This window comes from Armatimonas sp. (genome assembly GCF_043757465.1).
GTDB lineage: Bacteria > Armatimonadota > Armatimonadia > Armatimonadales > Armatimonadaceae > Armatimonas.
In genome coordinates this window covers 84,643-110,380 of the sequence record NZ_JAYVPL010000131.1, presented here as the reverse complement: position 1 = coordinate 110,380, position 25,738 = coordinate 84,643, and the positions used below count along the sequence as shown (strand labels likewise).

Genomic DNA, 25,738 nt, shown 5'->3' with positions numbered 1-25,738 from the left:
GGGCATCTCTTAGGATGCCCACTTCTTCTGTGGCTTCGGCTCTCAGGCCGAAGCCTTCGGATAAATACCCCGGAGCTTGCTCCGGTCGGATGGTTATTCTGGGAGAGACTGCCCATCAAGAAGGGGAGCTTGCCCGATCTTTGGAGTACTGGCAGCAGGCACGGCGAGTCGCACAGCAGATTCCCTCACTAGGCCGGGAGACGCATGCCTTGGTGGGGCTGGGCCGCCTTTATATCGCGTTGGGGCAGAGAGAAAAAGCACACACCGCCTTTCAGGAGGGAATTCGCCTCAACCGCACTCTGGAGAGTAAGCTTGAAAAAGCGGTTTTTCTGCAAGACTGCGGTTATTCCTTAAGCTTGCTCGGGGAACCAGCGGAAGCGCTCGTGGCTTTGGAAGAGGCGGAGCAACTGTGGCGCGAGCAAGGAAATGCTAAAGGAATCGCCGATACGCTGGATCTGAAAAGCCATGTCTGCCGAAGGAGCAACCAGCTTCAGAAAGCCCTGGATGCGGCGCTTGCCTCTCTTCATCTCTATCAGGAACTGAAAGAGGGCCTTAAAGCGATGATCGCCCTGAACAAGATCGCCCTGATGTACCAGGACCTGGGAGATCCACAAAAAGCCATCGCCTATCTGAACCAGACCCTACAGCAGGGAGAATCACAGCACGATACCCGTATCCTGGGGGAGACTCTCTCGCATCTGGGCCTGATCTACCAGGGGCTGGGCGAGCTCGGAAAGGCGCTGGAATACAGTCAGGGCGCTGCGAGGGCACGCCGACAGGATGGGACTCCTCTGGCGCTCGCCTGGGAGCTTGGGAGGCAGGCAAGCCTTCACGCAGAGCTGAAACAGCCCGAGAAAGGTCTGAAGTGTCTTGAGGAAGCCCTCCAGATCAGCCGTACCACCAAAAACCCGAAGTTCGAGGCGGAGCTGACACCTGCGGTGGGACAGCTCTATGAGCGCCTCAAGCAGCCGCAAAAGGCACGGGAGTGGTACGAGAAAGCGCTTCGTCTTCAGCGAGAGGCAGGGGTTCCCGAGGCGGAGGTCTTCACACTGCAAAACTTGGGCGAGCTCTCTATCTCCCGCCCTGAGATCGCTCGTTCTTACTTTCTCCAGGCACAGAAGCTCTATCAGACACAGGCGAACCGTATTGGGGAAGCAGGAGTACTAACCCGACTTGGTCACCTGGCGTACCAGCAGGGACATCGCACCGCAGCAGAGAAGTCGTATCAGCAGGCACTCTCCCTTGTGGAGCAGCTCCGTCGCGATGCGGGCAATGGGACATCCGCGCAAGGGACGTTTTTTGAGAGTCTGCGCGATCCGTATCTAGGCTACCTGACACTTCTTTTGGGGCAAGGCCGCACAACGGAGGCATTTACTCTCGCCCAGAAGACCAAGGCACGTGGTCTTCTGGACTTGATGGCGGGCGGCAAGATAGATCTGAGTGCTCAACTCACGGATGCAGAGCGAGCCCAGGAGCAACAGAAGCGGGCGCAGTGTGAGCAGCTCTCCACTATCATGGTGCAAGAAGCGGCTCGCAATGAGGTCGGGAGCAAGAAGCGCTTTGAGGCGAGAAAGGCGGAGCTCGCCGTGGCCGAACGGGAGCTGGCCCTCTTTCAAGATCAGCTCTACGCCAAGTATCCTAGCCTCCAGCAGCGGCGCGTGGCGAAGATTGCAAGTCTGGATCAGATCGCCAAGGCTCTCCCCACCGATGCGGCTCTGCTTGAGTTCGCGCCTCTCGACGGCAACCGCACCGTGCTTTTTGTCCTGACGCGGGATCGCACAGGTAAGCCGACTGTCACCGCGCACAAAGTACCCCACTCTCTGGAGCAACCCATGCGGGCACTGCGCGAGGCGTGTACCAACCCCAAGAAGCCCTGGAAAGCCGAGGCAAGCCGCCTATATCAAGCTCTGCTTGCGCCCATTGAGGCTCGCTTGTTGGGCAAAGCGCAGCTCGTTGTCTGCCCGGATCGCTCGCTCTGGGACGTTCCCTTTGCCGTACTGCTCGACAAGCACCAAACGCCACTTCTCTCCCGATTTGCCCTCTCCTACGCCAGCTCGGCGGCGACTTGGCACGCCGCACAGTCCGTGCCTCGCAAAGCGTCGGGCTCTTCCAAGCTCCTCGTGCTCGCCAATCCGCAGTTCGATGCCGAAAAGCGCTTCGAAAACGGCCCCACGGTGCCCGGACAGCGCCCGATCACGGTGCCCGGACAGCGCCCGATCACGGTACCCGACCGTCCCATCACCGTACCCGACCGAGACTTATTCGTGCCCCGTGCTACCCGTTTGGTGGATCTTCCTGGCACCCAGCGCGAGGCGGATGCCCTCGCCAAGCGCTTCCCACACGCCGTAATCTACACCCGAAGCAAGGCACAGGAGAGCGTGGTCAAAAACACAGCCCGTCAGTTCCAGCGCATCCATCTGGCCTCCCATGCCTTTGTCAATGATGCCGCGCCGCTGCTCTCGTCCATCGTGCTCGCCAACCCCACACCGTGTAGCGGCGATGATGGCTTCCTCACCGCCCGCGAGATCTTTGAGCTGGATCTCTCCGGCGTCGAGCTGGTGGTGCTCTCCGCGTGTAACACGGCACGTGGTCAGAAACAAGGCGGTGAGGGCGTGGTCGGGCTGACCTGGGCACTCTTTGCCGCGGGCTGCCCCACCCAAGTTCTCTCGCAGTGGGCCGTGGACGATGCCAGCACCGCAACCCTCATGAACCAGTTCTATGCGGGGATGGGCAAGGGGCAGAGCAAGGCAAGTGCCCTACGAAGTGCCGCACTTCAGCTTCGCCAGAGCCAGCGCTACACCCACCCCTACTACTGGGCTCCCTTCGTGCTCATTGGCGATCCACGGTGACACTGCTGCAAAAAGGAGGACTGGGCTGCCTGGGCGGGCTGGCGCTTCTGGGGGGGCTTTGGGGAGTCACCACCTCCGTGGTGCAGGGGAAGTGGTTTGGCACCCAGACCCGGCACCTGGTCTTTTCCCCTGACAAAAGGTCGAAGGCCCTGTGCAGCGCCTTGGACTCAGCCCCGATGGCACGACCCTTCTGACCGCAGGTGTGCAGAGTGTTTATGCAGGGGAAGGCGGCAAGACTTGGGGCGCGGCGACACTCTGGGACGCCCAGACCGGGCAGGTGCGCTGCATTATGAGCACGTCCGAGGGCCAACGGTGGTGGCTACCGCAGTCGGCCATCTTTAGGGACACTCTTTGATGCCCACACGCAGAAAAAACTCCGTGACCTGGAAGGCAAGGCAGGGAGATAGTAAGCAATCTTTAGCAATTTGGTATAATGGCCTCATGCAAGCTGATCTAACTCTCACGGTGGACGGTGCTCATCCCGGCCCGCGCCTCTCTCCGATCCTACACGGTATCTTTTTTGAGGAGATCAACCACGCGGGCGATGGTGGACTCTATCCCGAGAAGCTTCGCAACCGTGATTTTGCCGAGAACGCCGCCTACTGGGAAGCCTTCGGGGGCGCGAAGCTAGCAGCGAGCGGCAGTGCGCTCACACTCACCGGCCCGGGTGGCGTTCGCACTGAGGGCTACTGGGGAATTGGGGTGGAGCGTGGCAAGAAGCTGATTCTCTCGCTGGAGACGACCCAGCCCCTCGCCGCCACGCTCGTGAGCCCGCAAGGCGCAGTGTTAGTGCGTGCAAGCATCAAGCCGGGCAAGAACGCCGTCGCACTCACGCCCAGCGCAAGCTGCCCCGATGCGCGGCTAGAGCTGCGGCCCACAGCGTTCCCCGCTGTGCTGAAAAATCCGTCGCTGCTGCCCACCGACACGCTCGGGAAGGCGAAGCTGCGCAAAGATCTGGCGGGCTTAGTGGCCGGAATGAAGCCGAGCTTTGTGCGCTTCCCCGGCGGCTGCTTTGTGGAGGGCGACACGCTCGCCCAGCGCTTCAACTGGAAGCTCTCGTTGGGTGAGCCGAGCCAACGCGCGGGCAATCGCTGTATCTGGGGCTACAAAGCCACCAATGGCCTGGGCTACCATGAGTACCTTCAGTGGTGCGAGGATCTCAAGGCTGAGCCGCTCTTCGTGGTCAACTGCGGCATGAGCCACAAAGACACCACCCCCCTTAGCCAGATGGACGGTGTTGTCCAAGACGCGCTTGATGCTTTGGAGTACGCCAACGGCGCTCCGAACACCACGAAGTGGGGCGCGGAGCGGGCGAAAAACGGCCACCCGAAGCCTTTTGGCCTGAAGCTTATCGAGATCGGTAATGAGAACGGCGGCCCACGCTATAACGAGCGCTACAAGCTGCTCTTTGATGCCATTAAGAAGAAGCACCCGTACGTGCGCACCATCGCCAACGACTGGGGTGGCCTACCGACCTCCGCGCCCATTGAGATTGTGGATGAACACTACTACAACAACCCGCAGTTCTTCTTCGAGCAGGCCAACCGCTACGATCGTTATGATCGCAGTAAGCATAAAGTCTATGTGGGGGAGTACGCCGTGACCCAGGGCTGCGGTGAGGGCAACTTAATCGCGGCGCTGGGCGAAGCCGCGTTTATCACGGGCATAGAGCGCAACTCCGATGTGGTCGTGATGGCGAGCTACGCCCCACTCTTTGTGAACGCAAACGATAGAAAGTGGAACCCCGATGCCATTGTCTTCAACTCCAGCCAGGCGTTTGGGACACCGTCGTTCTGGGTACAACAGCTCTTCTCCACCAACCGGGGCGATGTGGTACTCCCGACCACCCTCACTGCGCCTGCGGTTCGCGACACACTCTCGGCAGAAGCCAAAGGCGGCGTTGGGGTGGGGACATGGCGCACGGACGCTGAGTACAAGGACATTGAAGTGAACGGTCAGTCCGTGCCCCTCAAGCCTGAACAAGGGCGCTGGGAGAAAACCGCAGACGGTGGCCTGCGCCAGAGCAACGCTCAGGGTGAGAACTTCCGCGCTATAGGCGGCGACCCGAATGCTGCCAACTACACGCTCACACTCAAGGCGAAGAAAAATGGCGGCGATGAAGGTTTCCTCGTGCTGTTCTACAACCGTAGCGCGGGGGACTTTCTCTGGTGGAACCTGGGCGGCTGGGGCAACACACGCCATGAGATCGAGCGCTCTATCGGCGGCGGCAAGAGTGCGCTTCTGCGGCCTTCGGTGCAGGGCAAGATCGAGACGGGGCGCTGGTACAACATCAAGGTCGAGTGCCAGGGGACGCGTATCAAGTGCTACCTCGACGGCAAGCTGATGCACGATGTCACGCTGCCCCCGCCGTCCTCGCCCATGCACGCCGTGACCACGCGCGACGAAAAAACCGGCGATATTCTGGTCAAACTCGTCAATGGGGGCAAGAGTGCCCACGCGGCAGGGATTACGCTCAATAATATTGGCAAACTCACGGGCAAGGGGAGTGTTACCGTGCTCACAGGGAGCGGTCCGCTGGAGGAGAACTCTTTCGCACAGCCCACCAAGATCACTCCCGTCACCAAGCCACTCACCGGAGTCGCGGCTCGTTTCACCTACCAGGCTCCGCCTTATTCGGTCAGCATTCTGCGGCTCAAGACAACGTCATCAGGCAGGATTCCCGCCGCCGATTGAAGCTGTCTATCTTCCACAGAGAGGCTCTTTCGCCAGCGGATCCACACGCACCTTCCAAAGCCCGCCTGGCAGTTCCCAGTCAATGTCCCACGCCTCCTCCCCTGTGCGGCGCGGCACCGACGGTACTACGCGGGCGGGAGTGACAACAGGAACCCCCTCAATCTCCCCCTCCAGCGAGATCGCCCAGAGCACGACGAAAAGACAGGGGGCTTCCAATCGGGCAGCGAGAAGCCAGTGACCATCTCGCCTCTCTTCGGTGACCGCATGGCCCGACAGGCACCAGGGGAAGATTCCTATTCCCCCCGCTTCAGGTTGCTCCCAGCCATCCTGGACATCCTGAGCTGTCGAGGTGCGATGGTCATAGAAGCGAAGCGCCAGCGCTTCTGCCCCCCGCTGGAGCGTGGCACTCTGAAAGGGGGGACGGGTGAATGTCATCACCTCACCATCGCTAAAACTGCCACTATTCTTGGTGTTTGTTCGACAAAAAACAGCGTCTAGGCTGAGCCAGTTCTGTGGTGTCGAGGGGGTAAGTGGGTAGCGTGAGAGCGTCGCCAGAGTTCCGTGTTGGCTACGGTGTTGCCGAAAGACAGCCCCGCCGAAACAAGGAATCATCAGCATGTCGGGCGGAGAGGTTTGCGGGAGCAGGTGATTCTGTAAACCAAGGCCTGCGAGCAGGCTCCAAAGTATGCCCTCGGCCTCACTGAGGCCCCTTCGGAACGTCCGAGAGACGGGATTGGCGAGGTCTTCCTCTAGTTTCACCAGCCGCCGGAAGAGCATTTCTGCTCGACGGGGCGGCTGCGTATCGAGGGTAAGGAGCAGGCCGAGTAAGTGCAGAAGCTCATGGGTATTGCTCAGGTGCGCACCACAGCCCCACTCAAAGAAAATCCACTCGTGGGCAGCGTCCTCGAAGTCTTGCCCGATGTCCTCTTGTGCCAACAAACGCAGTACGACAAGTGCTTCAAGGTAGCCACGGACATCGTAGAAGTGGTGTGCGGCGCGAACCGGGCGAGCATGCTGGCAAAGCGCGAGGGCTAGCTTGGTGAGGAGGGCTTGCGTATCATCAGGAAAGGCGGAGCGGTGGCGGACAAGCAGTACTAGAGTGCACCAGAAGCTGTAGCCGCTCAATGTCCCCTCATCCCACTTCACTTGCAGCGCCTCAACGTACTGAGCCGTGGGGATCTCAGCAAGCGTGCCTTGTTCGGCAGCGGCAAGAAGTGCTTCAATTAGCGCATCACGTGGGTCAATCAGAATCATAGAGTAAGGCCATGTTCACCGATACCCCCTAAAAATCCTGTCCCCTCTTTCAATCTGCGGGGCGCGGGTACAATCAAGCCATGCATGTTCTCTGTCTTTCTACCAGCACGAAGCTCCGCGAGGCCCTCACCGAGGCGCTTGGCGAATCGGTTGTTCTGCACTTCAGCGACCCGAAAGCCCCCGACGAAAAAGCGCTGGCCGAATCTGAGCTGGTGGTGACGGCGAAGCTGGAGCCAGAGCTTCTGACGCGGTTGCCGAAGCTCAAAGTGGTGCAGATCACGAGCGCGGGCGTGGATGGCAAGCTCTACCCGGAATTATTTGAAAGCGGCGTGCAAGTGGTGACAGGCTCGGATGTCCATGCGAGCGCTTGCGCGGAGCATGTGCTGGCGCTGATGCTGGCCGTCGCGCGGCAGATTCCCGCAAGCACACTGGCACAGAAAGAAAAACACTGGGGCATCGCGCAGTCAGGGTTTCAGCTCGAAGGCAAGACCGTCGGAATTGTGGGAGCGGGGCAGATTGGGCAGGGAATCGCGACCCGCTGTAAAGCCTTTGGAATGAATACCATCGGCCTCAGGCGCAACCCCGAGCTCCCCGCCGAGGGCTTTGATGTGGTCTTGTCGCACTTGCAGTACCACGAGCTGGTTCTGCGTAGCAACATGATTGTGCTCGCGCTCCCGCTCACGCCGTCCACGCGCTGGTTCTTTGGCGAGGACGAGATTGAGATCGTGCAGAGGGGGACTTATCTGTTCAATATTGGGCGTGGCGGCTTGATTGATGAAAAATATGTCTGGAAGGCGCTCAAAAATAAATGGCTGGCGGGCGCGGGCCTGGATGTCTTCGAGGACGAGCCGCTTCCCCCGAACTCCCCCTGGTGGGAGCTAGACAATGTGCTCATCACCCCCCACACCGGCGGCCAGACCGACACCGTCGCCGAGCGCCTCGCGGCTTTAGTGGCCGAGCAAGTGCGCCGGATGCAGGCGGGTGAGCCGCTGAAGAATATTGTCAACCCGGAGCTGGGATATTAGAATCTCGCCCGCGTTTTAGTTTCGCGTCGTGTGTTTCGCCCCGTTTGTGTTTTCGCCCCCATGAACGGGGGCGTCTTATTGTCCTCGTTCCTCGGACACGAAGGGCGTGCCGCCCATGGGGATCTGTTCACGGGGTTTTCCTGCTGTTTTTTGGAACATCTGGGGCACGAAAAGGATTCGCGAAAACGGCTCGTACGATTTTTTCTTTTTTGTGGGCAGACCCAATATGGCCCGAAGTGGCCTTCGTGTCGGCGAAGCCGTCAAAAAGACGCCCCCGTTCATGGGGGCGAGAACACAAACGGGGCGGTCTAATCGAGTCTAGCGATACACAGCGGGGAATTTGCGGGTCATCCAGCGCCCGTTGTTTTCGACTTCGAAGCCAAACTGCTCGTAGAGACCGTGGGCATCTTTGGTGACTAAGCCCCAGCGGCGGCAGCCCCAGGGCAAGAGATAGGTCTCAATCGCCGCCATAAGCTGCTTGCCTAGGCTCTGGCCCTGAAACGCGGGGACAATAAACACATCGCAGACATAGGCAAAAGTGGCGTGGTCCGTGATGAGCCGGGCGAAGCCGACCTGCTGGTGTGTTTCTTCCACATAGACTCCAAAGCAGACGGAGTTTTCGATGGCGCGTCGCTCGATCTCCTCAGGGATTCCCTGTGCCCAGTAGGAGTCCTGGGAGAGATAGTGGTGGATCGTGGGGAAATCCAAAAGTGTTTTGTCGGTGCTAGTAGTGAACATGGCTTTCTCTATGGTACACTGCGGAGCAGTGAGGTGTTTCACAAAAAATCTGGCATCGGCTCTTCTGGCTGCGGCGGCTCCTGCTGCTGTGGCCGTTGTGTGATGCCGGAGTTGCGTGGAAACCTTTAGAGCGAGAGAAACGATTGACGACCGGCCCACGCAAGTGAGCCGGTCTTTTTTTGGTTAGGGGGAGAGTATGAATCTGGAAGTGTTGCGGATTCTGGAGCACGATGCCCGCCGGAGCGCGGCGCAAATTGCAGCCATGACGGGCAAGAGCGAGGCCGAGGTTGCGGCGGCGATCTCTGCGGCGGAGGGCGCGGGTGTGATTCGCTCGTACCGAACGCGCATTGACTGGGAGAAAGCGGGCGACGGGCGAGTCTACGCCTTTATTGATGTCGCCGCACAGCCCGAGCGCGGCACCGGCTACGATAAAATCGCCGAGCGCATCTACCGGTATCCCGAGGTGCATAGCGTCTATCTGGTCTCCGGCTCGCAGGATCTTCGGGTCGTGGTCGCGGGCAAGACGATGCAGGAAGTGGCCAATTTTGTGGCGGAGAAACTAGCAACCATTGAAGGTGTGCGCGGCACAGCGACGCATTTTCTGCTCAAGAAGTACAAAGACGACGGTGATATCTTTGGCGAGGTGGCGACCGATGAGCGACTGGCGGTGACCCCGTGAAATCGCTCTCACAGATTGTGCAGAACACCCCGGCATCGGGGATTCGTCGGTTTTTCGACCTCGTCGCCGAGCTCGATGACGTGATCTCGCTTGGGGTCGGGGAGCCGGATTATGTCACTCCCTGGCGCATCCGGGAGGCCGCAATTTACTCGCTGGAGAAGGGCCGCACTACCTATACCAGCAATTATGGACTTCTGGAACTTCGAGAGGCGATTGTCGCAAAGCACATCGAGCGCTACGGAACGGGCTGGAACCCACGCACCGAAGTATTAGTGACCGTGGGGGTCTCCGAGGCGCTGGACACGGCGTTTCGTGCGATCCTCAATCCTGGCGACGAAGTGCTGATCCCCGAGCCGTGCTACGTCAGCTACGCCCCCTGTGTGCTGTTCGCGGGCGGCGTTCCCGTGCCGGTTCCCACACGGGCAAGCGACGGTTTCGTCACGCATCCCGAGGCAATCGCGGAGCGGATCACGGAGAAGACCAAGGCTATTTTGCTCTCGTACCCCACCAACCCGACGGGGGCCGTCATGAGCCGCGAGGGCCTACAACGCGTCGTGGATATCGCTGTCGCCAACGATCTCTACATCCTCAGCGATGAGATCTACGATCGGCTCTGCTACGACTCCGAGCATGTCTCGGTTCCGGCGCTCCAGGGTGCAAAAGAGCGGACAATTCTACTCAATGGATTCTCCAAAGCCTACGCCATGACCGGCTGGCGGATTGGCTATGCCTGTGCGCCCGCGCCTATCATCGAGATGATGATGAAGATTCATCAGTACACCATGCTCTGCGCTCCGATCACCGCGCAGATCGCCGCGATTGAGGCTCTGAAAAACGCCGAGCAGGACACCGCCGAGATGGTTGCGGACTATGATAGGCGGCGGCGCTTGTTTGTCAAGGGCCTGAATGATTTGGGCCTGGAGTGCCGCCTGCCCGGCGGTGCGTTCTACGCCTTCCCGAGTATCGAAAAAACGGGCCTCACCTCCGAGGAGTTCGCCGAGCGCTTGCTACGCGAAGAGAGAGTCTTGGTCGTCCCCGGTGATGTCTTTGGCGACGGCGGCATCGGCCACGTCCGCTGCTGCTACGCCACCGCCACAAGTAAGCTCACGGAGGCTTTAGAGCGCATGGGCCGATTTTTAGAGCGCTTGGGTACAATGGGCGAATGACCACTCTTCCCCGTAGCACGCCCGAAGCGCAGGGTGTTTCGTCATCTGGTATCGCCGCGTTTCTGGCACACTGCCAAAGCGCCGGGCTGGAGCTGCACAGTGTGATGCTCCTGCGCCACGGCAGGGTGATTGCTGAGAGCTGGTGGCATCCGTACACGCCTGCGAAGCCGCACATGCTCTTTTCCCTCTCCAAGAGCTTCACGGCCACGGCAGTCGGGCTGGCGGTGGGTGAGGGACGGCTGAGCCTCGACGATAAAGTGATCTCATTCTTCCCGGAGAGCACGCCCGAAACGATCTCGGAGAACTTAGCGGCGATGCGGGTGCACGACCTGCTGACCATGTCCACAGGGCACGCGGTCGAGCCGATGAGCGGGCTGCGTAGCGAGACAAATAATTGGGTGAAGTCTTTCCTCGCCGCCGCCGTTCCCCATGCACCGGGGACGCACTTTCTCTACAACAGCCTTGCGACGTATATGCTCTCGGCGATTTTGCACAAGCTCACCGGCGAGCGGCTCCTGAGCTACCTCACGCCGCGTCTGTTTGTGCCGCTGGGAATCGAGAGCCCGACCTGGGAGCAGTGCCCGCTGGGAATGGATGTGGGCGGCTGGGGGCTGAGTGTCCGTACGGAAGATATCGCCAAGTTCGGCCAGCTCTACCTGAGCGATGGCCTCTGGAACGGGGTGCGGCTCCTGCCCGAGGGCTGGGTTCGCAATGCCACCCGCAAGCACATCTCCAACGGCGATGACCCCGCCAGCGACTGGGCGCAGGGCTACGGCTTCCAGTTCTGGCGCTGCCAGCACGGTGCGTACCGTGGTGACGGCGCATTTGGTCAGTACTGCGTGGTCTTCCCGGAGCAGAACGCCGTGCTCGCGATCACGTCGGGCGTGAAGAACATGCAGGAGGTTCTGAACCAGGTCTGGAAGCACATTCTGCCCGCGTTCGGGGCACGGCGTGAGCTACATCGGCCCACCGGAGCCGGGCACGTCTTCTCCAGCGCCTACAGCTTCCCCGCCAACGACCAGGGTCTCAAGAGCCTGCGTCTCGAGAGCACGGAGTCGCAGCTCACGCTCACGCTCGATGACCACACGCTTAGCGGTGGCTTTGGAATGTGGCTTCTCGGCGAGACGAGCTTCCGCCAGTGGCATGGCAAGCCCCACGAAACCTCAGGAGCCGCCGCCTGGAGTGAAGACCGCACAACCCTCACCCTGCGCCTGTGCTCGGTCGAGACCCCCTTTATCGCGGAGGTTCTCTGCACGTTTGAGGGCGAGAGCGTCACTTTCCAGTACTCGCTCAACGCCAGCTTCGGCCCCACGGAGTTCGCGCCACTGGTGGGAGCTAGAGCTCAAGTCGCTTCAAAGGCTACTTCCCGCGAATCAGCCCCACCACAATCAGAATAATCCCCGCTAAGATTGCCCAACCCGTAAAGGGTGAAAGTAGCCTTGCAAGGGTAATGACCAACTGAATAGCGATTCCCCCCACCAAAAAGAGCATTCCCCACTGAACCAACTTGTTACTCTGTAGTTTTTGTAGCTGCTGTCGTTGCATAATATCAATTCTCCTCTCAATAGAACCACCGTACCCTATCTAGGTTACAGTGGGAAATATCACTGCTACAATACCGCAGCCAGAAGTGCCTGCTGCACGTGGAGGCGATTTTCAGCCTGGTCGAAGATGCCCGACTGCGGACTGTCCACGGCGTCCTCGGTGATCTCCTCGCCATAGTGAGCGGGCAGGCAGTGCAGAATTAAAGCGTCCTCTTTGGCTTCTCTGAGCGTTTTTGCGCCGATCTGGAAGCCCGCAAAATCGGCGAGACGCTTGGCCTTCTCGTCCTCTTGCCCCATCGAAGTCCAGACATCGGTGTAGAGGATATCGGCATCGTTAGAGGCGGCTACGGGGTCGTGGCTTATCTCAAACGTGGTGCTATGCCAGGCGGCCAGCTCCCGAGCCTGCGCGATCAGAGGCGCAGGCGGCTCGTAGCCGGGCGGACAGGCCAGCGTGAAGTGCGTCCCGAGGCGTGGCGCAAGCAGCATTAAGCTAATTGCGGTATTACAGCCATCGCCGATATAGACCAGCTTCTGGCCCCGGGTCTCGGAACGGTACTCCAAGATCGTATAAAAATCTGCCAGTGCCTGACAGGGATGCTCAAGGTCTGTCAGTGCATTGATCACGGGAACACTGGCATAGTGGGCCAGCTCGACAATATTGCGATGGTCAAAAGTCCGAATAATAATCACGTCCACCATGCGCGAGAGCACCCGCGCGGCATCTTTCACAGACTCTCGGTGACCCAGGCCCACCTCTTCCTTTGCAAAATACAGCGCTTGGCCCCCAAGCCGACTCATTCCCACCGAGAACGAGAGCTTGGTGCGCAGGCTGGGTTTCTCAAAGAGAAGCGCGGCGCACTTGCCCGATGCCACATTCTGCGCCTTCCCGAGCTTGATCTCCCGCGTTAAGTCAAAGAGCTGCTCGATCTCCTCCGTGCTCAGGTCGTTGACTGACAGAAAGTGTCGGCCTTTGAGGAAGCTCGCACGGGGCGTGAGCCGAGTGGGCGCAACAAGCGGAGCAGGATTGAACTCCTCCGTGAGGGCGCCCGCCAGCCCCGACGAGAGCGCTTGGGCGACCCCTTCATAGCTTAGCCCGACGCTCTCAACGCTCGCGGGTGCCTCGTGGAGCAGCGCTAGCAGAAGATGCTCTGTGCCTACATAGTCATGTCCCGTGGACTCGGTCTCGCGCCGCGCCTGCTCAACAACCTGCTTAGCTCCCGGCGAGAGCGTGGCCGACTCGGTGCGGGCCGCGCCATTCTCAGGTTTCAGCAGACCGGAGATACGCATCCGTAGCTCCTCGGGGGCATAGCCGATGCGCGCGAGAAGCTGCAAAGCACTGGTCTCCTCCCCGTGCAAGAGCCCGAGTAGCAAGTGCTCCCGCTCCACATAGATATCACCCCGTCGCATGGCCTCAACCTGCGCCCAGAGCATCGCTTTTCGTCCGTTTCGTGTAAATTGAATCGCCATGAATTATTCCGTTGCTTTCTCAATCGCTTGTTCCAGAAGTTTCACCCCTTCGTCGGCTAATTCCTTGGTGAGGATCAGCGGGGGGATGATTCGCAGTGTGGTATCTCCGGTGGCGTTGATAATCAGGCCCAGTGCGAGTGCTTCTGCGACCACTTTCTTAGCAATCGGCTTGTCCAGTTCCAGCCCGATCATCAGCCCCATGCCACGTGGTGCCCCGAGCGGCTTGAGTCGCTCTTTGAGATGGGCCCCAACTGTCGCGGCGTTCTGGGTCAGGCGCTCATCAGCGAGAATATCTAAGACGGCATTGGCGGCGGCGGTGCACAGAGGGTTACCCGCAAAAGTGGAGCCGTGGTCGCCGGGCTTGAGGGTCTCGGCGGCGGCTCCTCGGGCGAGGCACGCGCCAATCGGCACGCCCCCGCCCAGGCCCTTAGCGAGCGTCATGACATCGGGAACGACACCGTACTGTTGGTAGGCCCACATCTTCCCCGTCCGCCCCACGCCGGTCTGCACCTCATCGAGGATCAGCAGTGCCTTGTGTTTATCACAGAGCTCTCGCGCTTTGGTTAAGTACTCCAGGGTCGCCGGATGCACCCCGCTCTCACCTTGAATCGGCTCTAAAAGCACCGCACAGGTGTCATCGGTGATGATGGCCTCTAGTGCCTCTAAGTCATTGAACGGCACATAGTCAAAGCCGGGCGGGAGGGGCGCAAACGGCTCGTGGTACTTGGGCTGGCCCGTTGCCGTCACTGCCGCCAGTGTTCGCCCGTGAAACGAGTTGATCGCCGTGACGATCCGCACCTTGCTCTGGGCAATCGCCCTGCCATACTTACGTGACAGCTTGATCGCCGCCTCGATTGCCTCCGCGCCGGAGTTGCAGAAGAACACCCGCTCAAAGTCCGAGAGCTCCATTAGCCGCCGCGCCAGCCGCGCCTGGGGTTGGGTGAGGTAGAGGTTGCTTGCATGCATAAGTGTCGCCGCCTGGTCCGAAATCGCTTTTGTGAGATACGGATGCGCGTGCCCCACGGAGCAGACCGCGATTCCAGCGAGGAAGTCCAAATAGCGCTTGCCGTCACTGTCGAAGAGCCAGCAGCCCTCGCCACGCACCAACTCAATCGGCTGACGTGCGTAAGTCGTCATCACATGGGACTGATCCCAGAGCCGGGCATCAGCTCCCGTTTTCGTTGCTTCTGTAGTTGTCATTATATGCTTTCCATTATCTCGGCAAGCCTGGACGGAAATCGTCCGGCTGTGGGGCTTCGTTCCTCAGCCGCCTCGCTTCGCTCGGATAGTTTAAGGTGTTCGATAACTCTGGCACGGCTCTCGGCGGGGATGTTTTGGGAGAGCTTGAACTTGCCTTCGAGGCGCGAAATCTCAATCTCTACGCCCACAATTCCCTTGAGCTTGGGCGCGAAAAACGCGTCATCGTAGGCGATAGGCTCCGGTTCGTAGTGCGCCTCCAGCGTGAGTAAAATCTGTGTCAGCGCTTCGGGTTCTGTGACGAGCTTGGGCTTCCCATAAACATGCACCGCAGTATAATTCCAGGTCGGGACGGCGGGCGCGTGCGTGTACCAGCGCGGCGAGATATAGCCGTGCGGCCCGGTGAAGATCGCCAAGACGCTCTCGGCGCTGGTCAGGTGTGCACACTGCGGGTTGGCCTTGGCCAAGTGCCCGATGAGCGTGTTTGTCTCCGGCTGGTAGAGCAGCGGCAGGTGCGTGGCAAACGGCTCGCCATTAGCAATGGTTACCACGCTTGCAAAGCTATTAGCATGCAGAAACGCCGTGAGCGTCTCGGGATCGTTTACCTGAAAATGCGGCGGGATGTACATCTAGGTCAGCCTCTTCTCGAAGTCGCCGGTCGGAACTGCCGTGCCATCGCGGCAGACGCTCCGTTCGCCGAGGAGCCGAAAGCCCAAGCTGGTGTAGAGCACGACATTATCGGTTTTGGCGAGGCGGACGGAGCAAGTGAGCCGAGCTAGACCCTGCGCTCGCGCCAAGGCCTCTAAGTGCCCGACTAGCTTTTTCGCCAGCCCCTTCCGTCGGTAATCGGGGTGGACGGCGAGGCGGTGGAAGTAGAGCGCATCACTCTCTATCTGGTAGCGGACGCAGGCTAGGGGAGAGGTTGGCGAGGGGTAAACCACCAGTGCCTGCATTCCGCCCTCAAAATGTCTTGCAATATCAGCCTCGGTCTCCTTGAGCGCAGTAGATGTGCCTGGCTCGCGCCCGTACTCAGCAAACGCGGCTTGCGTGAGAGCGTGAATCAGGGCCACATCTTCTGTTTTCTCTATTCTCAAATCCATTTTTCCATCACTCCGACCGGGATCACGAACCCATTGCGCACCATCACATCCTCACCATTCCGCATATAACCAACACTCTCGTACAGCGCGACATTCTGGCTCACTTTTGGCCGCACATGGCACCAGATCCGCGACTTCTCGTGAGTCCGTGCCACTTCTTCGAGTCGCGCTAAGAGCGCCTTGGCGACGCCTTGGCGACGCGCCGATGGCAAGACTGCCAGCCGAAAGAAGTGCAGACCGCGCCGGTCGAGCTCGTAGCGGACGCAGCCCAGCGCCTTGCCATCGCGCTCGGCCAGAAGCGCGTGGTGGCTGCCTTCCGCCAGCTCCCCCACGACCTCCGCCTCGTTTTCAAAGAGCGCTGACGGCGGCGGGACATCGCTGGCGTACTCCAGAAACGCCGAGCGCGTGATGGCATAGACCCGCGCCGCTTCGCCCGCCCGCGCCTCTCGAATCTCCAAACTATCGCACCATAGTTCCGATGCCACTGTCTGTGAAAAGCTCTATGAGCAGCGCATGGGCACGGCGACCATCAATGATGTGTGCACGCGGCACCCCGTCCTCCACCGCCGCCGCGCACGCCTCCAGTTTGGGAATCATGCCCTTGTCCACGATCCCCTCGGCGATCCACTGCCGCGCCTCGCTTGTCGTCATCTCGCTGACCAAGCTACTCTTGTCGGAGAAGTCCCGGTACAGTCCCTCAACATCGGTCATGAGGATCAGCTTCTCGGCATGGAGCGCCGCCGCCAGCGCCGCCGCCGCCGTGTCCGCGTTCACGTTGTACGCCTGGCCGTCCGCACCCACCGCCACCGACGAGATCACGGGAATGTAGCCGTTCTGGGTGAGCACGTGGATAATCTCCGGGTTCACGTGCGTGATCTTGCCCACAAAACCCAGATCGCCGTTGTCGGTGTCCTTGGCCGCGATCAGCAAGTTGGCGTCTTTTCCCGACAGACCGACTGCCTGCACCCCCTCACTATTCAAGTGCGCGACAATACTCTTGTTGGTCTTGCCCGTGAGCACCATCTCCACAATCTCCATCGTCTCCGCGTCCGTCACACGCCGCCCCGCCACAAACTCCGGCTCCTTGCCGAGCTTCTTCATCGCCTCGTTGATCTCCGGCCCGCCGCCGTGCACCAGAATCGGGTTGATCCCTACCAGGCGCATCAGCACCAAGTCGCGCATCACCGCTTTTTTTAGCTCCGCATCAATCATGGCGTTGCCGCCGTACTTGATCACAATCGTCTTCCCGGCAAAGATCCGGATATAAGGCAGCGCCTGCATCAAGGTTGCCGCAATCTGCTCTGGCATCAAACTTCTCCCCGTAAAATTTCAAATAAAATCCCCAGAATCCGGCTAGCTCCGTTGAGGTAGCGCTCCTCGCGGTCGAGAAAGACCGTCTGGCCGGAGAGCTTGAGAAACTGCCAGTTGGTGCCGGTTGTCACTACGCCGTAGACTTCGGGGATTATCTTGCCCTTGCGCTCGTTGAAGATTCGTGCCGCGACTAATTCCGCGATGCACTGCCCCAGTCCTGGCTTCAGGTCTTCTTTTTTTGCCTCGACGACGGCGAGCACGGGCGAGACAATCACCGCGTGCTCCCGAGAGCGGGTGAAGAGAAAGTCACAGACCCCCGAGAGCCCTTGCTTATCGTCCACGGTAAAGTCCACCCCGGAGAAGAACCCGATCTCGGGCTGGTTGCGACGGTAGGCTTCCATCAGAATGGGTGCTACGATCAGCTCCGAGCGTGCTTTTTCCGTCGCGATCCGCCGCGCCACCGCCACGTTCTGCTCCAGCGTCTCCCGCAGGAGCGCACTCGGCTCGACGGGCATCACGTCAGGAAATAAGTCCCGCGTGTCATCGGTAACCAGGTCAAATGCCTCCAGCACCTGCGTCAGTGTGAACTTTGAATATGCCATTTACCTTTCTCCTATTTCTCTAGAGATTTGTCGAATACTCCGCTCTTATTTGTTGTCCAAGCAAAATAGCATCTTGGCGAGCCGAACCAGATCCTCTTTGGGGAATATCTTGATTTCTGATTTTAGTCGTTGATATTTTATTGAATTCTTCAAGCGCATATTTTGCCCACCAACCATGTGTTACAACAAACTGTGGTTTCAAAACTTTAAGTTCATTAAAAATAAAACGCTTGATATGTGGTCTAAATGCAGAAATTGATAGATCCTCCGAGCCATTCAGTGTTCTGTATTTCCATGAGTTGAGCCAGCCAACATCATTTAAAGTCAGTTCTAAACCTTCAAGTAATGCACCTGTAAACCGAGTCCAACGTGCCCATGAAGAGACTTGTTGCCTGTGCATTTCATTGACATAGCTAGTGTAGTCATCTAGTGATCCTGAAAATTTGAACTCTGATAAGCAGTCCTGAACTTTTGTTTCATCTAAATCAAGGCCATTATCCAGATTTCCATTCCCTGGGTTGATTCCAACGATGAGAATTCCACCTGCTGAGTAATTCTTACCGACCCAGCTTGGCTGGGGCAATCCTAATCGTGGGTGTACCTCACGACTACTTACAATATCGTGTTGTAGCTTTATAAACTCATTCCAATCAGATGAAATCATACTGTTTTCCTTCTTACGCGAGAATCTCCCGGATGGGTTGGCCGTGGTCTATTTCGAGGCGCTTTCTGCCCGGCACTTCGAGCTTGCGAGAGTCCAGGCCGAGCTGGTGCAGCACCGTGGCGTGGAGGTCGGTGAGGTAGTGGGGGCTCTCGACGGCGTGGAAGCCGAGCTCGTCGGTGGCACCATGGGTGATGCCACCTTTTATCCCGCCACCGGCCAGCCAGGCGCAGAAGCCCTGGGGATGGTGATCGCGGCCCGTGCCCTCGGCTCCGGGGGTGCGCCCGAACTCGGTGCCAAAGACCACTAGAGTTTCGTCGAGCAGACCGCGCCGCTTGAGGTCTTTGAGCAGGCCCGCAATCGGCTTATCCACTTGCGCGGCAAGCGTGGTGTGGTTGCCCTTGACATCGCTGTGCGCGTCCCATGCCCCGCCGCCGCCGCCGCCGTGGAAGAGCTGGATAAACCGGACGCCGCGCTCGACCAGCCGCCGGGCCGCGAGGCACTGCTCCCCGAAGGCTTTCGTGTGTGCCTGGTCCAGCCCGTAGAGCGCACGGGTCTCCGCCGACTCTTTTTCAAGCTGGAGCGTTTCCGGCACCGAGGTCTGCATCTGGAAGGCGAGCTCGTAGGCTTTTATCCGCGCCTGGAGGTCTTTGTCATCGGGGTAGTCAATGCCCGCGAGCTGGTTGAGGCGACCCATCAGCGAGAAGTTCGCCGCTTGCTCGTCGGCGCTTAAGTTATCGGCGGGCTTGAGGAAGGGCAGGGGCTTTTTCGGGTCGGCACTGAGCTTCACTCCGGCATACTGTGGCCCCAGATACGAGGCTCCGTGCGTCCAGGCTCCGCCGCAGCAGTCGCCGGTCGGGGTACCCAGCACGACATACTCGGGGAGGTTCTCGTTGAGCGTGCCGAGGCCATAGCAGGCCCAGGAACCGACTGTCGGGTGCGCGCCCTCACGAACATGGCGACCCGTCTGGAACGTCAGCTGTGCCCCGTGGTCGTTGTCAAGCGTCCAGAGCGAGCGCACAATCGCCAGATCATCGGCGCAGGTGCCGATGTTCGTGAACCAGTCCTCGCCCGCAATTTTCTCCAGCCGCCGACCCAGATCGGTGCGCTGGCCGGATTGCCGGAGCTGTACGGCGATGGCCTTGAGGCGTGCGCCAAAGGGATTGTGAGGGAACTCGTCGAGTGTCACACCCGGCTTGGTGCCCGGAGCGCTCTGATGACAGGTAGAGCATGCATCGAGGCGTGCGGGCAGGAAGCGCCCGTAGCGCACGCCCAGAGCCGCCTTGTTCGCCGGTGTCGCCGAGGCCATCGCCCCGCACAGTGCCGTTATTGTTGCAACCAGAATCGCTCGCTTCATTGCATCCCTCGCATCCCTTGCATCCCTCCCCCAGCCCCTCCCTTCGCCTAAAACCCTCGTTCCGAGGGGCGAAGGGAGGGGAGTAAGAAGTGGGTTATGTCGTGTATTCCGCATTGATTTTGACATACTCGTAGGAAAAGTCACAGGTGTAAAAAGTGGCTTTGCCCTCGCCTGCGCCTAGATCCACGGTCACAAGAACCTCGTCGGTCTTCATGGCTTCGGAGGCGGCGGCTTTGTCGAAGGCAGCCGGGACGCCGTTTTTGAAGACTTCGATGCCTGCGAGAGTGGCAGACGCTTTGTCGGGGTCAAACGGGACACCTGCACGACCGGCGGCCATCATCAGGCGGCCCCAGTTCGGGTCGTTGCCAAAGAGCGCGGTCTTGACCAGTGGCGACTCGGCAATCGTGCGCCCTACTTTCTTGGCGTCGGTATCGGAGGGAGCTCCGGTCACCTCAACCGTCACCAGCTTGGTCGCACCTTCGCCATCGCGTGCCACTTTCTTGGCCAGCGTAGTACAGACCTCGGAAAGCGCAGAAACAAAGATCTCGAAATCTGCCCCCTCTGGCTCCTCAATGGTCTCGTTGTCCGCCCAGCCCGAGGCGAGGAGAATACACTGGTCGCTGGTAGACGTGTCGCCGTCCACGGTCATGCAGTTGAAGCTCACCTCCACGGCGCGGCGCAGGGCAGCATCCAGAGCTTTGGGGGAAATGTCTGCATCGGTCGTCAGAAACGCCAGCATGGTTGCCATATTCGGCGCAATCATACCACTGCCCTTGCACGCCCCACCGATCCGAATTTCTCGTCCATTTAACTCAAAAGTAGCCTGAGCCATTTTGGGAACAAGATCGGTCGTCATGATCGCTTCCGCGAAGCTCTCTGCGGTTCCCTGTGTCCGACCGAGCCTGTGAATACCTGCGTCGATTTTATCCATCGGCAGGCGCACGCCAATCACGCCGGTTGAAGCGGTTAGAACGGTTGTGGGTAAAGTATCGTTTTCCTCGCCAGCCAACTCGGCCATCTGCTCGTTATCCGCAACACCTTCAGGGCCGGTTGCCACATTTGCACAGCCCGCATTAACGATGACATCTGTGACATAGCCGCCCGTCTCCGCCAATACACGCCGATTTCGCGTGACGGACGGGGCACACATCTGGTTCTGCGTCCCCACCATCGCAGCAGGCTTTCCATCAGGAGAACCTAAAACATGAATATGCCCCATATCCAGAGCGCCGCTCTTCTTGACCCCCGCAGCAACGCCGTGGGCTTGAAACCCATGTGGAAATGTTACGGCCACAGACCGCCTCCTTCTAAGCCCGCTGTCTCCTCAAAGCCGAGCATGATGTTCATATTGTGAATCGCCTGTCCCGCCGCGCCCTTGACCAGGTTATCAATCACGGAAACGACAATCGCCTGCTCTCCTGTGCTGGCGACGGCCAAGTGGCAGAAGTTGCTCCCCGCCACATCTTTCGTGGAAGGCCAGTCGCCCGGCTCCCGAACGACCACAAACGGGCAGTCGGCGTAGGCAGTGCGGAGGGTTTCTGTGAGCTCGGTGGCGCTGGCTTTTGTCTGGCCGTAGCACGTCGCCAGAATCCCGCGCGTCATTGGAATAAGGTGCGGCGTGAAGAGCACATTTGCGCCGATATTTTGTGCAATCTCAGGCGTATGCCGGTGGCTCCCGCCCACGGCATAAGGCCGGACGGTCTCGTTCATCTCGGCGTAGCGGTAGATCGTGTCGGATTTAGAGCGGCCCGCGCCACTGACCCCGGACTTGGCATCAATGATAATTCCTGACAGTCCGTGATGCTTCACCAGCGGCGCGAGAGCGAGGCTGCTGGCCGTGACATAACACCCCGGATTGGCGATCAGCCGCGCCCCGGCAATCTTCTCTTTGCCTACCAACTCCGGCATCCCATAAACTGCTTGCTCTAGAAGCTCAGGCGACGCCGGAGGCATTTTGTAGAACTTTTCCCAATCCGCCGTGTCCGTTAGCCGAAAGTCCGCAGACAGATCAATCACCCGCTTGCCCTGCGCCAGAAGCGCCCCGGCGACTGTCATGGCGTAGCCGTTCTCCTGCGCCAGAAAGACCACGTCCGCCGCTATCTCCCCGCCTTTTTTCTCGCAGATCAGCCGCCCGAGTTTTGTCCCGGCCAGCCCCGGAAATGCACTCGCCAGCGGCTTGCCCGCCGAGCTGTCTGAGATGACTTGCGTCACTTCGACATTTGGGTGCCTCGCTAAAAGCCGCGCCAGCTCCCCGCCGCCGTAGCCTGTTACACCAATAATCGCAATTTTTTTCATGGTCATAAAACAAAAAAAGCCGCCAGGGTTTCCCCTGCGGCCACGCCAAACACTATTTTCTCGATGCACTCACACGTAGCCGCTTTCCAGAAAGGTCAACCCCCTTCCGGTCACGGTTCGCGTTTTTGATGCGCCTAGCCCGTGACCTCTGAGGGACGACGGACGCGGCGACGGTTTGTTTGAGATTTTTGCATCGCTTAGGCCAGAAGTATATCTATATTTGTCCTTGGTGTCAAGGCCATAGGGCTACTTAATTGCCTTGAGGGCACTCTCTAGAACAGGGTCGCCGGACTCAGTGATGATGCCTTCGACGGCAACATCGGGCTTGAGGGGGTTCTTCTCCAGGCGCATTCCCCCCGGCGAGACATAGTCCGACAGAGGCACCTGCACCTCGAAGCCCTCGGTGTTTGCCAGCGGGAGAAACAGGGAAACAAGCACGGCACCCGCCGACTGCCGTCCGATGAGCACCGCGCCGCGCTGCTCTTTAAGCACCGCGCTGGTAATCTCCGAAGCGCTGGCGGAGCGGGAGTCCAAAAGAATGGCAAGCTTGCCCATAAAGGGTTGCTGCGCCAGCTTGACGGTCTTACTGGTGGGTCCACACCACTTGGCGATCGCCACCATGTCCTTACTATCGCCGCCGGTGGTCTGGACATAGCGCTCCGAGATGCGACGGTCCACGCTGGTGCCGATGGGAGTTCCCGGCTGACTGAGCAGCGAGAGTAGGTGCTGGCAGTTACGAACGAGGCCGCCGCCGTTGCTGCGCAGATCCAAAATAAGTGCCTTGGCTCTTCTCTGGCTAACCTCCGCGACAAAGCCCTCGATCTGCTTCTCACTGTACGTGCGTGAGAAAGAGGGGATGCGCAGAACCGCAGTGTCTTTGTTGATCCAGGTGAGCGTATTGGGCTGGTCGGTGGAGTAGGCTTTCTTGGCGAGCATGTAGTGCTTGATCGCCCCCGTGCTCTTGCGCTTGATAGTGAGAGCGGTGGTGTCGTTGTCGGGGGGGATGGGGTAGGAGACGGGTTTTTCGATGCCCTCTACCTGGATAATCTCATCGCCCTGCTCCAGACCAAGCTGCGCCGCCGGACTCTTGGGGGCAATCGTGGTGATGAGCAGGCCACTCTCGCTCTTTTGGGTCGCCATGCCGAAACCCTGAGTCACTCCGCTCACACGGGTCTTGACATTCTGAGGCGAGAGGAGCCGAATGTGGCTGATGCCAAAGTCGCGGAGCGCTCCATTGATGGTATTGACAAAGGTTGGGATATCTCCGGCATGCTCTATCTCGGTCTGGCGCTTTGCTAGGAAGGCGGGCCACTGCGTGAAGTCTATGCCTGGGACAAATGCCTGCCGCTGGATCGTGTTTTGCATACTCAGGAGCACTTTATCTTTAGTCTCCGAGGAAACAGACTGGCCAAAGGCACTGGAGAGCGCCCCGAGGAGCACACCGATTGTCAGTAGGCTACGAACCCGCATCTTAAGTACTTCCTTCCAGAATAGCTTCTGAAGCAGCACCCTTTTTAGGGTGCAATGCGGCTTCTACAAAGAGGGGAGCCGCGATCTCCGCTGAGGACAGCAGCGTGTAGTTCTGCGAGACACGATGGATGCGCCGTGCCAGATGGGGATCGAAGCAGCGTAGCACTAGGCGAACCGGGTTCTCCGGGCGGTAGTCCTCTACTAGAGTCTGTGCCATGAGTCCGATCTCCAGGTTCAAGGCATCGCTGGACGTCGCGGCTACCACCGCGCTTGCCCGTCGAAAGCCCGCTCTCAGTAGTGTCTCGGGTCGGGTCGCATCCCCTAGCAAAATCGGAACACGCGTCGCCAGATCGCGGAAGAGAGCATCCTCCAAAGTCATGTCTATCACGACCACTCGCACATTCCGTGCCCGGAGGCGTTCCGCAATCGCAAATCCCACACTTCCCAGGCCACAAAGAATAATATGCCCCCGGTAGCGCCGGATTGTCCGCTCCGCCCGCGCCTGTTGCGCTGCCCCGGAGAGAATATAGTTGGTCAGGAGCGACGAGAGCGTGGCAAGAAGTAAAACGCCACCGAACATCAGCACCATCCCAAATAACTTTACCGCCGCGGACTCGCTCTGTAGGTTGAAATCCCCAAAGCCCACGGTGGTCAAAATAGTCACGGTGAAGTAGGCCGCGTCCATGTAGCTCAGACCGATATTCTGATGGAAGATCAGCACTCCCCCTAGAAAAAGCAGGCAGAGCAACAAAAATAAAAGACTTAAATCCGGTTGCTTGGCACGCCGGAGCCGCTGTCTCCGCACTCGGTGGCGTGTCGTGCTTGGCTCTGGGGGAGGGGCGAGAGCCGCCTCGGCGAAGTGCGGCGCGGCGAGCAATGACGGAACTAGGACATGGGTGAGATCAAAGTCTTGCTCTAGCCGGGAGGCAAGGCGCTCCTCAGAGTGGCGCATGACGATACACAGCTTGGGGTGCTGCCCTCGCACATCCAGAGCGGTCTCTAAGTTTACCAAGTCGTCGGAGGTTGCCAAGATCAGCGCTCGTGCCTGGTCCAGACGGGCGGCCTCACGCGTATCGGGGAAACGGAAATCACCTGTGATCAGATCGGCCCCACGGTCAAGCGCTGCCACCCGCCGATCCTCCCGTGTCTCTGGGCTGGTAATGGCAACCACAGAGACTCCCTGCTCGCGCAGCAGCTCCACAATGCGTAGCCCAAAGCGTCCCAGGCCACAGACCACGACATGATCGCTTAGCGCATCAGATAGAAAATCAGGTCGAAAAGGGGTCGGCACAGCCTATTATAACAATTCTGGCGTGCATAGGAAATTTGGTATGGAAAATGCATAAGCAATTTCCATACGACTATGATGACAAAACGAATTGCTTTTGGCTGGAATGGCACACTTCTCCCTGAGGTCGCCGAGTTTCGCTGTGATCATCCACAGGGCGTGCAGGCACTACTGCTGAGCCACGGCTTGCGCTGTGGAGCGCTCGGGCTGATGCGCTCCCTCCAGCGCGATGGCTGGGAGATTTGGATCTACACGCTGGCAGAGATGCCCACACGCCGTGTGCGTCTTTTCTTCGCACTCAATGGGGTTCGGCTGGGGGGAATTATTACGGGGCAGGAGCACCGGAGCGCCGTCCGGGCGGGCCGCGCTCCGGTGGCAACTCTTAAACATGCTCCTGCGTTTGGTCTCACTCTGATTGCCGATGACAAAGAGGCCACGGCGCAGGCGGGGAGGCGCTATGGCTTTGAGACACTAATGATCACGACCTGCCACAAAGACTGGACAGCACTTATCCGCGAGCGCTGCCTTGCGACTCCTCAGAGCAAAGACTCCTTGGCCGTAGCCGCCTAACTAGTCATTAATTACTAACACTCATTGTCACGAATCACCGTGGCGCTTGTGGAACTCCTCTAGCCGCCGCACGGTCTGCACGGACTGGCGGCGGCGCTGACAGGCTTGCTCCAGCTTCATCACCAGCAGCTCGAAGACATCCACGCCGGGCATGTTCTTCTCGATGTAGTCGTAGGCCCCGCGCCGCATGCACTCCACGGCATTAGCGACATTTCCATAGGCTGTGAGCACGATCACCTCGGTGAAGACATCGCGTGCGACCGCCCCTTCCAGTATATGCATCCCCGAGTTGGGGTCGCCCATGTTCATGTCAGTGATAACGACATCATAGGGGTGCTCAACACTCTTGAGTGCACTCAGCCCTTCTCGCTCGGACCCCGCTGTTGCTACGGCATAGCCATCACGCTCCAACCGTCGTGCCAGTGCCGCCCTTACCTCGTCTTCATCGTCTACAACCAGAACTCGAATCAT

General features: G+C 59.3%; 25 protein-coding genes and 1 pseudogene. 8 read left to right on the top strand and 18 right to left on the bottom strand.

The window, feature by feature from the left end; all coding sequences use genetic code 11:
- The first annotated feature begins 89 nt into the window (after positions 1-89).
- From ACH2ED_RS18595 to ACH2ED_RS18585, 3 genes are all read left to right on the top strand, one after another.
- A complete protein-coding gene (locus ACH2ED_RS18595) occupies positions 90-2,849 on the top strand; it encodes a CHAT domain-containing protein (RefSeq protein WP_395094204.1) in 2,760 nt (919 codons plus the stop codon).
- Between the two features lie 151 nt (positions 2,850-3,000).
- Complete coding sequence (locus tag ACH2ED_RS18590; RefSeq protein WP_395094203.1) at positions 3,001-3,204, top strand: hypothetical protein; 204 nt, start codon at positions 3,001-3,003, stop codon at positions 3,202-3,204.
- An 86-nt stretch (positions 3,205-3,290) separates the two neighbouring features.
- Complete coding sequence (locus tag ACH2ED_RS18585; RefSeq protein WP_395094202.1) at positions 3,291-5,543, top strand: alpha-L-arabinofuranosidase C-terminal domain-containing protein; 2,253 nt, start codon at positions 3,291-3,293, stop codon at positions 5,541-5,543.
- 6 nt (positions 5,544-5,549) lie between these two features.
- On the opposite strand, the gene ACH2ED_RS18580 is transcribed toward ACH2ED_RS18585, so the two are convergent.
- The gene (locus ACH2ED_RS18580; protein ID WP_395094201.1) at positions 5,550-6,797 is read right to left on the bottom strand and encodes a hypothetical protein; all 1,248 of its coding nucleotides are present in this window, start codon (positions 6,795-6,797) and stop codon (positions 5,550-5,552) included.
- Positions 6,798-6,877: 80 nt separating this feature from the next.
- On the opposite strand from ACH2ED_RS18580, the gene ACH2ED_RS18575 reads away from it, so the two are divergent.
- On the top strand, positions 6,878-7,822 hold the full coding sequence (locus ACH2ED_RS18575; RefSeq protein ID WP_395094200.1) for a D-2-hydroxyacid dehydrogenase: 945 nt from the start codon (positions 6,878-6,880) through the stop codon (positions 7,820-7,822).
- A gap of 318 nt (positions 7,823-8,140) precedes the next feature.
- On the opposite strand, the gene ACH2ED_RS18570 is transcribed toward ACH2ED_RS18575, so the two are convergent.
- The gene (locus ACH2ED_RS18570) at positions 8,141-8,560 is read right to left on the bottom strand and encodes a GNAT family N-acetyltransferase (RefSeq protein ID WP_395094199.1); all 420 of its coding nucleotides are present in this window, start codon (positions 8,558-8,560) and stop codon (positions 8,141-8,143) included.
- Between the two features lie 196 nt (positions 8,561-8,756).
- On the opposite strand from ACH2ED_RS18570, the gene ACH2ED_RS18565 reads away from it, so the two are divergent.
- The 3 genes from ACH2ED_RS18565 to ACH2ED_RS18555 are packed head-to-tail and all read left to right on the top strand — an operon-like array spanning position 8,757 to position 11,802.
- On the top strand, positions 8,757-9,239 hold the full coding sequence (locus ACH2ED_RS18565; protein WP_395094198.1) for an Lrp/AsnC family transcriptional regulator: 483 nt from the start codon (positions 8,757-8,759) through the stop codon (positions 9,237-9,239).
- A complete protein-coding gene (locus tag ACH2ED_RS18560) occupies positions 9,236-10,405 on the top strand; it encodes an aminotransferase class I/II-fold pyridoxal phosphate-dependent enzyme (protein WP_395094197.1) in 1,170 nt (389 codons plus the stop codon). The genes ACH2ED_RS18565 and ACH2ED_RS18560 overlap by 4 nt, the downstream gene beginning before the upstream one ends.
- On the top strand, positions 10,402-11,802 hold the full coding sequence (locus tag ACH2ED_RS18555; protein WP_395094196.1) for a serine hydrolase domain-containing protein: 1,401 nt from the start codon (positions 10,402-10,404) through the stop codon (positions 11,800-11,802). Before ACH2ED_RS18560 ends, ACH2ED_RS18555 begins: the two co-directional genes overlap by 4 nt.
- Here ACH2ED_RS18555 and ACH2ED_RS18550 read toward each other — a convergent pair.
- The 15 genes and pseudogenes from ACH2ED_RS18550 to ACH2ED_RS18480 all read right to left on the bottom strand — a co-directional run bounded on the left by ACH2ED_RS18550 (position 11,765) and on the right by ACH2ED_RS18480 (position 24,700).
- Entirely contained in the window at positions 11,765-11,950 is a 186-nt protein-coding gene (locus tag ACH2ED_RS18550) for a hypothetical protein (protein ID WP_395094195.1), read from the bottom strand. The two genes, ACH2ED_RS18555 and ACH2ED_RS18550, sit on opposite strands and share 38 nt — an antisense overlap.
- 65 nt (positions 11,951-12,015) lie before the next feature.
- The gene (argF, locus tag ACH2ED_RS18545) at positions 12,016-13,002 is read right to left on the bottom strand and encodes an ornithine carbamoyltransferase (protein WP_395094205.1); all 987 of its coding nucleotides are present in this window, start codon (positions 13,000-13,002) and stop codon (positions 12,016-12,018) included.
- Between the two features lie 21 nt (positions 13,003-13,023).
- Positions 13,024-13,380 (bottom strand): annotated as a pseudogene (locus tag ACH2ED_RS18540) (Clp protease N-terminal domain-containing protein); the annotation flags it as partial.
- Positions 13,381-13,419: 39 nt separating this feature from the next.
- Positions 13,420-14,616 (bottom strand): acetylornithine transaminase, encoded by a 1,197-nt coding sequence (locus tag ACH2ED_RS18535; RefSeq protein ID WP_395094194.1) that lies wholly within the window; start codon positions 14,614-14,616, stop codon positions 13,420-13,422.
- Positions 14,616-15,242 carry an FMN-binding negative transcriptional regulator gene (locus tag ACH2ED_RS18530; protein ID WP_395094193.1) on the bottom strand — a complete coding sequence of 209 codons (627 nt, stop codon included), beginning with the start codon at positions 15,240-15,242 and terminating at the stop codon, positions 14,616-14,618. The genes ACH2ED_RS18535 and ACH2ED_RS18530 overlap by 1 nt, the downstream gene beginning before the upstream one ends.
- Positions 15,243-15,713: a GNAT family N-acetyltransferase gene (locus ACH2ED_RS18525; RefSeq protein WP_395094192.1), complete on the bottom strand. Its 471-nt coding sequence runs from the start codon at positions 15,711-15,713 to the stop codon at positions 15,243-15,245. It abuts the gene before it with no gap.
- Positions 15,704-16,171, bottom strand: coding sequence for a GNAT family N-acetyltransferase (locus tag ACH2ED_RS18520; protein WP_395094191.1), 468 nt, complete (start codon positions 16,169-16,171; stop codon positions 15,704-15,706). Before ACH2ED_RS18520 ends, ACH2ED_RS18525 begins: the two co-directional genes overlap by 10 nt.
- Position 16,172: 1 nt before the next feature.
- Positions 16,173-17,021 (bottom strand): acetylglutamate kinase, encoded by an 849-nt coding sequence (argB, locus tag ACH2ED_RS18515; RefSeq protein ID WP_395094190.1) that lies wholly within the window; start codon positions 17,019-17,021, stop codon positions 16,173-16,175.
- Positions 17,021-17,626: a hypothetical protein gene (locus ACH2ED_RS18510; protein ID WP_395094189.1), complete on the bottom strand. Its 606-nt coding sequence runs from the start codon at positions 17,624-17,626 to the stop codon at positions 17,021-17,023. The genes argB and ACH2ED_RS18510 overlap by 1 nt, the downstream gene beginning before the upstream one ends.
- Before the next feature lie 19 nt (positions 17,627-17,645).
- Positions 17,646-18,290, bottom strand: coding sequence for a hypothetical protein (locus tag ACH2ED_RS18505; RefSeq protein ID WP_395094188.1), 645 nt, complete (start codon positions 18,288-18,290; stop codon positions 17,646-17,648).
- 13 nt (positions 18,291-18,303) lie between these two features.
- On the bottom strand, positions 18,304-19,644 hold the full coding sequence (locus tag ACH2ED_RS18500) for a DUF1501 domain-containing protein (protein ID WP_395094187.1): 1,341 nt from the start codon (positions 19,642-19,644) through the stop codon (positions 18,304-18,306).
- A gap of 94 nt (positions 19,645-19,738) precedes the next feature.
- The gene (argJ, locus tag ACH2ED_RS18495; RefSeq protein ID WP_395094186.1) at positions 19,739-20,938 is read right to left on the bottom strand and encodes a bifunctional glutamate N-acetyltransferase/amino-acid acetyltransferase ArgJ; all 1,200 of its coding nucleotides are present in this window, start codon (positions 20,936-20,938) and stop codon (positions 19,739-19,741) included.
- Positions 20,929-21,945, bottom strand: coding sequence for an N-acetyl-gamma-glutamyl-phosphate reductase (gene argC / locus ACH2ED_RS18490; RefSeq protein WP_395094185.1), 1,017 nt, complete (start codon positions 21,943-21,945; stop codon positions 20,929-20,931). The genes argJ and argC overlap by 10 nt, the downstream gene beginning before the upstream one ends.
- 240 nt (positions 21,946-22,185) lie before the next feature.
- Positions 22,186-23,409: a S41 family peptidase gene (locus ACH2ED_RS18485; protein ID WP_395094184.1), complete on the bottom strand. Its 1,224-nt coding sequence runs from the start codon at positions 23,407-23,409 to the stop codon at positions 22,186-22,188.
- A 1-nt stretch (position 23,410) separates the two neighbouring features.
- Positions 23,411-24,700, bottom strand: coding sequence for a potassium channel family protein (locus ACH2ED_RS18480; RefSeq protein WP_395094183.1), 1,290 nt, complete (start codon positions 24,698-24,700; stop codon positions 23,411-23,413).
- Positions 24,701-24,772: 72 nt separating this feature from the next.
- On the opposite strand from ACH2ED_RS18480, the gene ACH2ED_RS18475 reads away from it, so the two are divergent.
- On the top strand, positions 24,773-25,267 hold the full coding sequence (locus ACH2ED_RS18475; RefSeq protein WP_395094182.1) for a hypothetical protein: 495 nt from the start codon (positions 24,773-24,775) through the stop codon (positions 25,265-25,267).
- 27 nt (positions 25,268-25,294) lie between these two features.
- Here ACH2ED_RS18475 and ACH2ED_RS18470 read toward each other — a convergent pair whose 3' ends face one another.
- On the bottom strand, positions 25,295-25,738 hold the full coding sequence (locus ACH2ED_RS18470) for a response regulator (protein ID WP_395094181.1): 444 nt from the start codon (positions 25,736-25,738) through the stop codon (positions 25,295-25,297).